The sequence below is a fragment of the Mycobacterium sp. genome (genome assembly GCF_019247615.1).
Taxonomy (GTDB): domain Bacteria; phylum Actinomycetota; class Actinomycetes; order Mycobacteriales; family Mycobacteriaceae; genus Mycobacterium.
In genome coordinates this window covers 1-11,567 of record NZ_JAFBAT010000299.1, presented here as the reverse complement: position 1 = coordinate 11,567, position 11,567 = coordinate 1, and the positions used below count along the sequence as shown (strand labels likewise).

Below are 11,567 nucleotides of genomic sequence, written 5' to 3'. Positions count from 1 at the left end.
CAGCGCGAGGGCTACGACATGTTCATGGCCATGCTCGACGGCATGAAGGAGGAGTCGGTCGGCTTCTTGTTCAACGTGACCATCGAAAGAGTGCCGGCCCCGCAGGTCGCCCCGGTGGAAATGCCCGAAGGCCTGGCCGAATTGGGGACGGCCGGCGAGCCGGACGGTGCGGACGCCGCGTCCCCGGCTCGCGAGGAGGCCCCAAGCACCTTGCGCGCCAAGGGGATTGACAACGAGGCGCCGGCGCTGACGTATTCCGGGCCGTCCGAGGACGGTTCGGCGCAGGTGCAACGCAACGGCGGTGGCGCGGAGAAGACGCCGGCCGGCGTGCCCGCCGGAGCCAGCCGGCGCGAGCGGCGTGAGGCCGCGCGGCGGCAGGGCCGCGGCGCCAAGCCGCCGAAATCGGTGAAGAGGCGCTAGCCCACTCTGCGTGGCCGGTCGCCGAAAGTGCGGCTGGCCGCACTCTCGGTGGCTTAGTCAGAATTGACTAGCCCGGCACGACACAAAGTTGGCTCAAATGACTCATGCGCCATGACGCCTGCGGGGCGGACACTTGCGGTATGAAGCGTCATCTGATCGTCGGTTACGGCGCCGCGAGCTACCTGCTGTTCTTGCTGGCCTTCCTGTACCTCATCGGCTTCGTCGGCGACATCCTGGTGCCGCGGAGCGTCGATCACGCGATCGCAGCCCCGATCGGCCAGGCGGTCGCTGTGGACGTGGCGCTCGTGGCCCTGTTCGGCGCTCAGCACAGCGTCATGGCGCGGCAGGGGTTCAAGCGGTGGTGGACGCGGTTCGTGCCGCCGTCGATCGAGCGCACCACCTACGTGTTGTTCTCCAGCGTCGTCCTGGTGCTGCTGTACTGGCAATGGCGAACGATGCCCGCGGTGCTGTGGGATGTGCGGCTGACGGGCGCTCGGATGGTGGTGTGGGCCCTGTTCTGGCTGGGGTGGGCGATCGTATTGGCGTCGACCTTCATGATCAACCACTTCGACCTGTTCGGCCTTCGGCAGGTGTACCTGGCGTGGCGCGGAAAGCCTTATACGGAGCTGGGTTTCCGCGCCGCGATGTTTTACCGGCTGGTGCGCCACCCGCTCATGCTGGGATTCCTGATCGCCTTCTGGGCGGCGCCCACCATGACGGCCGGGCACCTGCTGTTCTCGATCGCCATGACGGGATACATCCTGATCGCCCTGCGCATCGAGGAGCGCAGCCTCGTCGCGGCGATGGGCGACCAGTACCGCGACTACCGCCGCGACGTCCCGATGCTGATCCCACGCCCCCGCCGGCGACCTACCGAAACGGTTGCCCACCAATAGCTTTCAAAGGCGCGGCCGGTGATCGAGTCAGCCGATGTGCAGCGCCACCACCTGCCAGCGGCTGCGGCCGCCGGCGGTTAGGCATTCGACGCGGCAGGCGATGGCATGAATTCGCCCGCCGCGGCTGTAGGACCCAAACACTTCCGCGGCGGTATCCGGATCGCCGTACCCGGAAGGTTGCAGCCGCATCCGGCGCAGCACCCCGGCGCCCTCGCGACCCGGTCGGACTGCCGACCGGCTTATCGAGAGCACCGAGTCCAGCAGCTCGGGCGCCAGCATGGATCGCAGCTGGGCGGCCGGACGGCGGCGGTCGATGACCTCCAGCACCCGGCGAAGCGCGGCGTCTGCGAAGGCGGCCGCCTGGCGCATCGGCGCCGACGTGACCGCGGCCTCCGTCGTCACCGCCTGCGGTGCCCCGCCCGGTAGTGCGGCGCACGGCCTGCGGGGAACATGGGCGCGGGCACGCCCCGTCGCGCGGGATGGCCGGCAACGGGCGACGTCCCGTCGGGGCGGCTCGTAGTCGACGACAGGCGTCACCGCGAAGATGTCCAACGCGCACTCTCCAGTCATTGAGGTGGTGGTGGGCGCCTGCTGGAGAGTGACAGGCAGTGGTCAGCAGTGGTCATCATGGCACATCTCGAGCCGACGCGTACCCACGCCGACCTTGCGGCCGACCGGGCTATTACGGTGGGCGGTACCCGCCCTGGTGGGCCCTACGGGGTCCAGTAAGCGAAACGGACGACGAGTTGATGAGGAGGCCCGCGCCGCGATGGTGACCCGGTTGTCCCCGGCAGACGCCTCTTCCTACCGGCTGGAGAACACGGCCACCCCGATGTACGTCGGTTCGCTGTCCATCCTGCGGCGTCCCCGGGCCGGATTGAGCTACGAGACGCTGCTGGCCACCATCGAACAGCGGCTGCCCCAGATACCGCGCTACCGGCAGAAGGTCCGGGAAGTCCGGATCGGCATGGCCCGGCCCGTGTGGATCGACGACGCCGACTTCGACATCACCTACCACGTGCGGCGATCGGCGCTGCCGACGCCCGGCAGTGACGAGCAGCTGCACGAGCTGATCGCCCGGCTGGCCGCCCGCCCGCTGGACAAATCGCGGCCGCTCTGGGAGATGTACCTGGTGGAAGGCCTGGCCAAGAACCGGGTCGCCTTGTACACCAAATCGCACCAGGCGCTGATCAACGGCATGACCGCCCAGGAGATCGGTCATGTCATCGTCGACCGGACGCGGCGCCCACCGCCGTTCCCAGAAGACATCTGGATACCGGAACGGGATCCGGGAAACACCCGGCTGATATTGGGTGCCATCGGCGACTGGCTGGTGGGCCCGGGCACGCAGCTGCGGGCCGTCGGGTCGGCGCTTGCCGGAGTGGCGACCAACTATGGCGAACTGCTCGACGCGGGCCGCCGCTTCGTCGACATTGCGCGCGCGGTGGCGCGCGGAACGGCCCCCAGCAGCCCGCTCAACGCGACCGTTTCGCGCAACCGGCGGTTCACCGTCGCCCGCGGCAACCTCGACGACTATCGCACCCTTCGTGCACGCTACGACTGCGACGTCAACGACGTGGTGCTGGCCGTGGTGGCCGGCGCGCTGGGCAACTGGTTGATGTCGCGCGGGGTGGCGGTCTCACCCACGGCCACCGTCCGCGCAATGGCACCGCTGTCCGTCTACGCCAATGGCCAACTAGACTCGGCCGGCCCCGGGCAAGCGATCAGCCAGGTAACGCCGTATCTGGTCGATCTGCCGGTCGGGGAGCCGAACCCGGTGGTGCGGCTGTCGCAGATCGCGCATGCCACCGAAACCAACCCGACGGCTGCCAGCCTGGTCGACGCCAGAACCATCATCACGTTGTCGGGTTTTGCACCGCCCACCTTGCACGCTATGGGTATTCGGGTCGCCACCAGCTACCCGAGCTTCACCAAGCGGACGTTCAACCTGTTGATCACCAATGCCCCGGGCGCCCAGTCGCAGATGTACATCGCCGGCACGAAACTGCTGGAGACCTATGCCGTCCCTCCGCTGCTGCACAATCAGGCGCTGGCCATCAGTGTGACGTCTTACAACGGCATGCTGTATTTCGGGATCAATGCCGATCGCGACGCCATGAGCGACGTTGATCTGCTGCCCGGGCTGTTGAGCCAATCGCTTGAGGAACTGCTTGAAGCTTCTCGGTAGTAGTCGGGATGAAAATGGCTGAGTGGATCTATCATTCGTTGATGTGAGCACCGCTAAAAATGACGGCACGCCGGGAAAGACAGCCGAAAAGAAGTCGACGAAGTCAGCCACTCGCAAAATTTCTGACGAACTCTATGGGACCGAATTGTTCCGCCTACAAACGGAATTCGTGAAGCTGCAGGAGTGGGTGCGGCATGCCGGTGCGCGAGTGGTAATCCTGTTCGAAGGCCGTGACGGGGCCGGTAAGGGTGGGACCATCAAACGGATCACCGAATACCTGAATCCGCGCGTCGCCCGGATCGCTGCGTTGCCCGCCCCGAGCGATCGGGAGCGCGGCCAGTGGTACTACCAGCGCTACATCGCCCACCTGCCCGCCAAGGGCGAGATCGTGCTGTTCGATCGGTCGTGGTACAACCGGGCGGGCGTCGAGAAGGTGATGGGATTCTGTACGCCGCAAGAGTACGTGTTGTTCTTGCGGCAGACGCCGATCTTCGAGCAAATGCTGATCGATGACGGGATCTTGCTGCGGAAGTATTGGTTTTCCGTCTCCGAGGCCGAGCAGCTGCGCCGGTTCCGCGCCCGCCTGAATGACCCTGTGCGGCAATGGAAGCTGAGCCCGATGGATTTGGAATCGCTGTATCGGTGGGAGGACTATTCGCGCGCCAAGGACGAGATGATGGTGCACACCGATACCCCCGTAAGCCCGTGGTATGTCGTGGAATCCGACGTCAAGAAGCACGCGCGGCTCAATATGATGGCGCATCTGCTGTCCAGCATCGAGTACTACGACGTCGGCCGGCCGAAGGTCAAGCTGCCCAAACATCCTGTGGTGAGCGAAAACTATCAGCGCCCGCCTCGTGAGTTGTCCAACTACGTCGACGACCATGCGGCGACGTTGATCGGGCGTTGAGCTGTGGGCGCGCCCGCGGTCCAGGTCTACGTCCCGGCCACCCTGGCAATGTTGCAGCGCCTCGTCACCGAGGGCTCGCTGCGGCCGGTGAACGGCACCGCCTTCGCGGTGACGCCGACCTTGCGCGAGGCGTATGCCGAGGGTGACGACGACGAGCTCGCCGAGGTGGCGCTGCGCGAGGCTGCGCTGGCGTCGCTGCGACTGCTGGCAGCCGAAGACGAGTCCGCCCTGCCGCCCCGGCGCGCGGTGCTGGCGGCCGAGGTCGAGGACGTCACCTACCGTCCCGATCTCGACGACGCGGTCGTCAGGCTCGCCGCGCCGGTCGGCATGGACCAGGTAATCGCCGCCTACATCGACAATGCCGCGGCCGAGCCGGCCGTCGTCCAGGCGATTGAGGTCATCGACGCCGCCGACCTGGGCGACGAAGACGCCGACCTGACCGTCGGCGACGCAATGGACCACGACCTCGCGTGGTATGCAAACCAGGAACTGCCGTTCCTGCTTGACCTGCTCTGATGCGGGAATGTGACGCAAACCTGGCGCGCGAGCCTCGATACGCCACCGTAGGTTACGGTACCGTAGGTTTTGTGCGCGGCGACAACCGGCTCCACTTTGTGAGCGGGAGCCCCGGCGCCGCAGTCAGCAGGAGCTTCCCATGAGCAAGAAAAATGCCGCGCCGAGCGCCAATGTCGTCGATACCAAGCGCCCGGTGATCACGGGCGGCGACGAGCATCCCGGTTGGCATGTGCTGCGCAAGTTAGCCGCGCGGATCACCACACCGCTGTTGCCCGACGACTACCTGCATCTGGCCAACCCGCTCTGGTCCGCGCGGGAATTGCGGGGGCGCATCCTCGAGGTGCGCCGCGAGACCGAAGATTCCGCGACCCTGGTGATCAAACCGGGCTGGGGCTTTAGGTTCGACTACGAGCCGGGCCAGTACATCGGAATCGGGCTGTTGGTCGACGGACGCTGGCGCTGGCGGTCGTATTCGCTGACCTCGAGCCCGGCCGACAGTTCCGGCGCACCGCGCACCGTGACCATCACCGTCAAGGCCATGCCCGAGGGCTTTCTGTCCACCCACCTCGTGGCGGGCGTCGAACCGGGAACGATCGTGCGGCTGGCCGCACCGCAGGGCAACTTTGTCCTGCCCGAGCCGGCTCCGTCGTCGATTCTGTTCCTGACGGCCGGGTCCGGGATAACGCCGGTGATGTCGATGCTGCGAACACTGGTGCGCCGCAAGCAAATCGGCGACGTCATGCACCTGCATTCGGCGCCGACCGAATCAGGTGTGATGTTTCTCGCCGAGTTGACGGAGTTGGCGGCCGACCAGCCCGGCTATCGTCTGCGGGTGCGAGAGACGCGCAAAGAGGGCCGGCTCGACCTCACGGCGCTCGAACGCGAGGTGCCGGACTGGCGCGAGCGCCAAACCTGGGCGTGCGGGCCGGAGGGCATGCTCGTCCAGGCCGAGAAGGTCTGGTCGTCGGCGGGCATCGCTGACCGGCTCCACCTCGAGCGCTTCGCGGTGTCCAAGGCCGCACCCGCCGGGACCGGGGGAGCAGTGACGTTCGCCCGCAGCGGGCGGACGGTGGCCGCCGACGCCGCGACTTCGCTGATGGACGCCGGTGAGGGCGCCGGTGTGCAGATGCCCTTCGGATGCCGGATGGGCATCTGCCAGTCGTGCGTTGTCGGCTTGCTGGAAGGTCACGTGCGCGATCTGCGAACCGGCGCCGAACACGACCCCGGCTCCCGGATCCAGACCTGCGTGTCGGCCGCCTCCGGTGACTGCGTGATTGACATCTAGAGGCTACTAACAAGTAACCTACGACTTCGTAGCTTACGATAGCGTAGGTTTGTAACTGGTATTCGATACGGACACACGACCGCAGGGAGATGAACACGGTGGCGATCACCGACATCGACGTATTCACCCATCTGACGGACGCCGACATCGAAAGCCTGGCCGTGGAGCTTGATGCCATCCGCCAGGATGTCGAAGATTCTCTCGGCGCGAAGGACGCCCGCTACATCCGTCGCACCATCGCGACGCAACGCGCGCTGGAGGTGGCCGGCCGGGTGCTGCTGGCCGCGAGTTCCCGGCGCTCCGCGTGGTGGGCCGGCACCGTGACGTTGGCCGCGGCCAAGATCATCGAGAACATGGAGATCGGCCACAACGTCATGCACGGCCAGTGGGACTGGATGAACGACCCGGAGATCCACTCGACTTCGTGGGAGTGGGACATGAGCGGCTCCTCCAAACACTGGCGCTACACCCACAACTTCGTGCACCACAAGTACACCAACATTCTCGGAATGGACGACGACGTGGGCTTCGGCCTGTTGCGCGTCACCCGCGACCAGCGCTGGAAGCGCTTCAACGTCTTGAACTTGCTGTACAACACCATGCTCGCGCTCCTCTTCGAATGGGGCGTCGGCCTGCAGCACGTGGAGCTCGGAAAGATCGTCAAGAAACGCATGGACAACGACGATGCTCGGCAACGGGTCGACGAGTTCCTGGCCAAGGCCGGTCGCCAGGTGCTCAAGGACTATGTCGCCTTCCCGGCGCTGACCTCGCTGTCGCCCGGAGCGACCTACCGGTCCACCCTGACGGCCAACGCGACCGCCAACGTGATTCGCAACGTGTGGGCCAACGCCGTCATCTTCTGTGGTCATTTCCCCGACGGGGCAGAGAAGTTCACGAAAACGGACATCATCGACGAGACCCGTGGGCAGTGGTACCTGCGTCAGATGCTGGGCAGTGCCAACTTCGATGCCGGGCCGGTGCTGCGGTTCATGAGCGGCAACCTGTGCCACCAGATCGAGCACCACCTCTACCCCGATCTGCCGAGCAACCGGCTGCACGAGATCTCGTTGCGGGTGCGCGAGGTCTGCGACAAGTACGACTTGCCTTACACCACAGGCTCATTCCTGATGCAATACGGTCGGACGTGGCGCACCCTGGCCAAGCTCTCGCTGCCGAACGAGTACCTGCTCGCCGGCGCCGACGACGCGCCAGAAACCCGCAGCGAGCGGATGTTCGACGAACTGGGCCCCGGCTTCGGGGGCACGGATCCGGCGACCGGACGCCGGCGCGGTCTGAAGACCGCCATCGCCACGGTGCGGAGCTGGCGGAGGGACAGGCGCGCCAAAAAGCAAGCAGCGCAAGCGATCAGAGACGCCGACGGCTTGGCGGCCTAGGCTCGAATTTCGCTCTCAGCGCACGTTCGCGCCTGCCGTCAGGGGTGGGCGACGAGGTAGGTTTCGTTGTCCAGCTCTGCGGTGAGTTCTTCGACATCGAACGGCCGGTCGAGTCGTGCGTGCAATGCCTTAGGGTCGACGAGCAGGCTGATTTCCGCCGTTTGACGGGCGAAGAGTCGTCCGATGAGTGGATAGATTCGACGCATGATCGCCCGCTCGACGGGTGTGCAGCGAGCTGCGCAGTAGCCGACGTGGCCGATCTCGTCGGTGAGGATCTCGCTGTAGAGCAGCTCTATTCGTTCGGTGACGGCGGGTTCGTCGGCGAACAATTCGCTGCCGACGCGGCGCAGTTCGTCGAACATGATGCAGCCGGCCATCTCGGCGGCTCCGACGAACGCGAACCCGAGCCGCTGCGGGAGGAACACACCCGTCTTGACGAACTGTCGCATCACGAAAGGCGGCGGGACTACCTGAAAGGTCAGATCGAAGGTGTCGAGCGCGTATGCGAGCAGCCGTGTGTGGTAGTGCTCTTCCAATTCGAGGTAGACGTTCTCGGGCGGGAGACTCTCGTCGCTGTTTCGTCCGTACGTTTCGCCGAGTCCGACGCCGAACCGCTCGGCCTGGTTGAGTTTGGCTGTTGCCAGCAGGAAGAGCATTTTGCGGTCCAGACCCGGCTCAGGCCGACGCCGGCGCAGATTGCGAAGGAAGGTCGGCCGATCGGCTGGGTGAGCCGACCGCACGGGGTTGGCCTCGAGCTGCTCGAAGAATCGCTCTCGATTCGCCAAGCGCCTGTTGAGCAGGTCGGCGTCGCCGTCGCGCCTGACCAGGAAATCCCGGTAGCCCTCGATGCCCGTGTGATTCATCGTTTCTCCATCCCGTTGACAATCGTTGTCACGTAACGACTTAACAGCGCGGCGTCGGGTGCCCCGGTGGCCAACAGCGCGAACAGCCCGGTAAGGAAGAATGTCGCCAGTTCTGATGCGTCCACGTCCGCGGAGACGCGTCCCGCCTCCTGTGCCCGGCTGATCACGCGCACCAGGAACTGCGCGAGTGGGTGCTGCGCCAACTCGTCTTCGACCGGGCGAGTGGAGGAGAAGTGCAAGCCGAGCATGTCGCGGAAAACGACTGCGCCCAAGCGGCGTTCCGCGCTGAGCACGTGATGCACCACTTGTGAAAGCACCGATGTCAGATCTCCTTTGGCGTCGCCGAGCTCACTGACGATGCGGGTTTCCTCGTTGCGCTCGACCTCGATGAGGACGTGCTCCTTGGAGGGGAAGTGGAAGTAGAACGTCCCGCGCACCACGCCGGCGGCGGCGGCGATGGCGCTGACGTCAGCGGCGCCAAACCCGCGCCGCGAGATCTCGGCCACGGCTGCGTCAAACAAGCGTGTTCGGGTATCGAGTCGTCGGGCCTCGCGGACGCCCCGTGGCGGGTCCATGCACGCTACCGTACGCCGTTTCGCTGACGACCGTCAATGACGAGCGTCAGCGAACTACGAAGTGAATGCTGGTGCAACAAATCGCTTGATCATTTGCTGTTCGATCCGACTGTTCGCCATCGGCCAGTACCCGAACGACACGACCAGGCGCACGATCCACTGCGCCGCTTGTGGGTCGTCGTCGGTGATTCCGGTGAGCTCCGCGGCGAGATGGCCAAGAACCGGCGAAGAATGCAACTCATGCAGATCTGGAAACTGGCTGGCGCTTAGCAGCAGCCGTCGCATCGGGCCCGACCTGATCTGTTCGAGCGCCACGGTGATCGCGGTGACGACTCGGTCGGGGCCGCTCAATCGGACGACGGCATCTCGAACGGTGTCGATGATGCCCGCCGCCAGGCGCATGAGAACGGCGTCGCGTATCCGGGCTTTTCCGCCCGCGTAGCGGTAGATGGTGGCTCGCGAACAGTGCAGCCGTGCTGCCAAGGTGTCGACGTCGAAGGCGTCCAGGCCTTCGCGGACTGCCATGTCGGTCGCGGCTTCGTAGATGCGATCGGCCGCCGCCGTTTGTCGGTCGCCACCGACAACCCAATCGTTGCGAGCCATGTGCCACCTCCGCGTGTCCTTCACGCTGTATCTTCTCAGATCTGAGACGAAACGAGCAGATCGTCTCAATATCCGCCGAGGTAGGGGCGCCTCGGCGAGATGCAAGCGCCAGTGGGATGCGGGCGCGAGGTTGCAACTTCTCCGACCATCGTTGACGTCGCACGTACTTAGCCTCAGCCTGAAGAAATGACATCGGTGGACGGCGGCCTCGGCATCGCGCTGTTCGACGATCAGTACATCCAAAACCCGCATCCGCTTTATGAGCAGATGCATGAGACCGGGCACGTCCATCGCATCGGTGACTCCGACTTCTACGCCGTGAGCAGTTGGCAGGCGGTCAACGAGGCCGTCGCGCGGTGCGATGACTTCTCGTCGAACCTGACCGCGACGATGATGTATCAGCCCGGCGGCACGGTGACTCCGTTCGTGATGGGAGAGCTCGGGGGACCAACCCAAGCTCTGGCGACCGCCGACGAGCCGGCTCATTCAGTCCACCGAAAGGCGCTGTTGCCCCAACTGGCCGCCAAGCGCATTCGCGCCTTCGAATCGTTCATCACCGACACCACCGATCGTCTATGGAACGCCAATGTCCACGAGGGTGCCCAAGGTGCGCGCATCGAATGGATGAGTGCGATGGCCAACCGCCTACCGATGATGATTGTCGGCAGGATCATCGGGGTTCCCGATAGCGATATCGACAAGCTCATCCGATGGGGCTATTCCGCCACCCAAGTCGTCGAAGGGCTGGTGACGCAGGAGCAGATGGACGCCGCCGGGGTCGCGGTGATGGAACTCGGCGCCTACATCACCGAACAGTTCGAACAGGCGGCAGCCGACCCACAAGACAATCTCCTGGGTGATCTCGCCGTGGCCTGTGCGACCGGCGAACTGTCCGAACTCGTCGCGCTCGCCATGATGATCACGCTGTTCAGTGCGGGCGGTGAGTCCACGGCTTCCCTCATCGGTTCGGCTGCTTGGCTTCTCACGACGCACCCCGATGTCCAGCAGCAACTTCGCGAGCGACCAGACCTCCTCGGCGCATTCCTCGAAGAGGTGTTGCGCTATGAGCCGCCCTTCCGGGGCCACTACCGGCACGTCGTCAACGACACCGAATTGTGCGGCGTCGAATTGCAAGCGGGCTCACGCCTGCTCCTGCTGTGGGGAGCCGCCAACCGAGACCCGTCGCACTTCGAGGATCCCGGACAGTTCAGACTCGACCGCCCGGCGGGCAAGGGCCACATCACCTTTGGCAAGGGCATCCACTTCTGCGTCGGAGCCGCGCTCGCCCGATTGGAGGCCAAGGTCGTGATAGGTCAACTGTTGGAACGCACTTCGGCCATCGCGGCCGCCGAGACAGGTCGCTGGCTCCCGAGCTTGCTGGTCCGCCGCCTCGAACGCCTGGAACTTGTCTGCGGTTGAACGTACGGAGCGTTGTCGTCATGATGCGGGCACCGCTGGCGCCCAGCGGGTGGCCGATGGCGATGGCGCCGCCGTTGACGTTGGTCTTGGCCAGGTCGGCCCCGGTGTCCTGCGCCCAGGCCAGCACGACGGGCCTGAGCGCGCTACGTTGCATCGCCTCCACCCGCGCATTGGTTGGTTGATGACTGCTTATCGCGTCGCGGCGACGTGCGCGCGTACCGATGGTGCGATCCACATTTCAAGGAAGTTCCGCAACGCCGTCCCCGTGCGCGGTGGGCGTCCAGGGTCCACGATTAGTGATTGAAGCGTTCGCAGCATGATTTCGATTAGCTCGTCAAGTTTGTCATCGCTGAATCCTGCTGCTTCCCAATCGACGTCGAAACGTTGCAGCATCGTCCGGCCAAAGGCGATGGCCATATCCGAGGTCACCCCAGCAGTGAAGGCGCTGGCCTTGCCGGGCTGAAGTACCAGACTCAAGTACTGGTCTTTGGCGAGCTG

At 65.1% G+C, this 11,567-nt stretch carries 11 protein-coding genes and 3 pseudogenes; 8 read left to right on the top strand and 6 right to left on the bottom strand.

What is annotated here, in order from left to right; all coding sequences use genetic code 11:
* Positions 1-420: pseudogene (locus JO059_RS21045) on the top strand (preprotein translocase subunit SecA); the annotation flags it as partial.
* A gap of 140 nt (positions 421-560) precedes the next feature.
* A complete protein-coding gene (gene mddA / locus JO059_RS21040; RefSeq protein ID WP_293322334.1) occupies positions 561-1,316 on the top strand; it encodes a methanethiol S-methyltransferase in 756 nt (251 codons plus the stop codon).
* Positions 1,317-1,343: 27 nt separating this feature from the next.
* Here the strand turns inward: mddA and JO059_RS21035 are convergent, their stop codons facing one another.
* Complete coding sequence (locus JO059_RS21035) at positions 1,344-1,886, bottom strand: Rv3235 family protein (protein WP_293322332.1); 543 nt, start codon at positions 1,884-1,886, stop codon at positions 1,344-1,346.
* A 199-nt stretch (positions 1,887-2,085) separates the two neighbouring features.
* Between JO059_RS21035 and JO059_RS21030 the strand changes: the two genes are divergently transcribed.
* The 5 genes from JO059_RS21030 to JO059_RS21010 all read left to right on the top strand — a co-directional run bounded on the left by JO059_RS21030 (position 2,086) and on the right by JO059_RS21010 (position 7,609).
* Complete coding sequence (locus JO059_RS21030; protein ID WP_293322330.1) at positions 2,086-3,504, top strand: wax ester/triacylglycerol synthase family O-acyltransferase; 1,419 nt, start codon at positions 2,086-2,088, stop codon at positions 3,502-3,504.
* 43 nt (positions 3,505-3,547) lie between these two features.
* Positions 3,548-4,414 (top strand): polyphosphate kinase 2, encoded by an 867-nt coding sequence (gene ppk2 / locus JO059_RS21025; RefSeq protein WP_293322328.1) that lies wholly within the window; start codon positions 3,548-3,550, stop codon positions 4,412-4,414.
* A 48-nt stretch (positions 4,415-4,462) separates the two neighbouring features.
* Entirely contained in the window at positions 4,463-4,930 is a 468-nt protein-coding gene (locus JO059_RS21020; protein ID WP_293322339.1) for a hypothetical protein, read from the top strand.
* Between the two features lie 139 nt (positions 4,931-5,069).
* Positions 5,070-6,215, top strand: coding sequence for a ferredoxin reductase (locus JO059_RS21015; RefSeq protein WP_293322326.1), 1,146 nt, complete (start codon positions 5,070-5,072; stop codon positions 6,213-6,215).
* Positions 6,216-6,313: 98 nt separating this feature from the next.
* A complete protein-coding gene (locus JO059_RS21010) occupies positions 6,314-7,609 on the top strand; it encodes a fatty acid desaturase (RefSeq protein WP_293322336.1) in 1,296 nt (431 codons plus the stop codon).
* A 38-nt stretch (positions 7,610-7,647) separates the two neighbouring features.
* Here JO059_RS21010 and JO059_RS21005 read toward each other — a convergent pair whose 3' ends face one another.
* From JO059_RS21005 to JO059_RS20995, 3 genes are read right to left on the bottom strand one after another with little or no spacing between them, the layout of a single operon-like run.
* On the bottom strand, positions 7,648-8,472 hold the full coding sequence (locus JO059_RS21005; protein ID WP_293322323.1) for a hypothetical protein: 825 nt from the start codon (positions 8,470-8,472) through the stop codon (positions 7,648-7,650).
* Complete coding sequence (locus tag JO059_RS21000; protein WP_293322320.1) at positions 8,469-9,047, bottom strand: TetR/AcrR family transcriptional regulator; 579 nt, start codon at positions 9,045-9,047, stop codon at positions 8,469-8,471. The genes JO059_RS21005 and JO059_RS21000 overlap by 4 nt, the downstream gene beginning before the upstream one ends.
* 54 nt (positions 9,048-9,101) lie before the next feature.
* Positions 9,102-9,650, bottom strand: a complete 549-nt coding sequence (locus tag JO059_RS20995) for a helix-turn-helix domain-containing protein (RefSeq protein WP_293322318.1) — start codon at positions 9,648-9,650, stop codon at positions 9,102-9,104.
* Positions 9,651-9,836: 186 nt separating this feature from the next.
* Between JO059_RS20995 and JO059_RS20990 the strand changes: the two genes are divergently transcribed.
* Positions 9,837-11,069, top strand: coding sequence for a cytochrome P450 (locus JO059_RS20990; RefSeq protein WP_293322316.1), 1,233 nt, complete (start codon positions 9,837-9,839; stop codon positions 11,067-11,069).
* Between the two features lie 7 nt (positions 11,070-11,076).
* On the opposite strand, the pseudogene JO059_RS20985 reads toward JO059_RS20990, so the two are convergent.
* Both JO059_RS20985 and JO059_RS20980 read right to left on the bottom strand, forming a co-directional pair.
* Positions 11,077-11,202 (bottom strand): annotated as a pseudogene (locus JO059_RS20985) (steroid 3-ketoacyl-CoA thiolase); the annotation flags it as partial.
* Positions 11,203-11,258: 56 nt separating this feature from the next.
* Positions 11,259-11,567, bottom strand: a pseudogene (locus tag JO059_RS20980) (TetR family transcriptional regulator); the annotation flags it as partial.

Bases quoted from the DNA above. Each gene is read 5' to 3' on its own strand.
- JO059_RS20990 (WP_293322316.1), top strand. From the start codon at position 9,837: ATGACATCGGTGGACGGCGGCCTCGGCATCGCGCTGTTCGACGATCAG.
- JO059_RS21005 (WP_293322323.1), bottom strand. From the start codon at position 8,472: ATGAATCACACGGGCATCGAGGGCTACCGGGATTTCCTGGTCAGGCGC.
- mddA (WP_293322334.1), top strand. From the start codon at position 561: ATGAAGCGTCATCTGATCGTCGGTTACGGCGCCGCGAGCTACCTGCTG.
- JO059_RS20995 (WP_293322318.1), bottom strand. From the start codon at position 9,650: ATGGCTCGCAACGATTGGGTTGTCGGTGGCGACCGACAAACGGCGGCG.
- JO059_RS21015 (WP_293322326.1), top strand. From the start codon at position 5,070: ATGAGCAAGAAAAATGCCGCGCCGAGCGCCAATGTCGTCGATACCAAG.
- JO059_RS21030 (WP_293322330.1), top strand. From the start codon at position 2,086: ATGGTGACCCGGTTGTCCCCGGCAGACGCCTCTTCCTACCGGCTGGAG.
- JO059_RS21035 (WP_293322332.1), bottom strand. From the start codon at position 1,886: ATGACTGGAGAGTGCGCGTTGGACATCTTCGCGGTGACGCCTGTCGTC.
- JO059_RS21000 (WP_293322320.1), bottom strand. From the start codon at position 9,047: ATGGACCCGCCACGGGGCGTCCGCGAGGCCCGACGACTCGATACCCGA.
- JO059_RS21020 (WP_293322339.1), top strand. From the start codon at position 4,463: ATGTTGCAGCGCCTCGTCACCGAGGGCTCGCTGCGGCCGGTGAACGGC.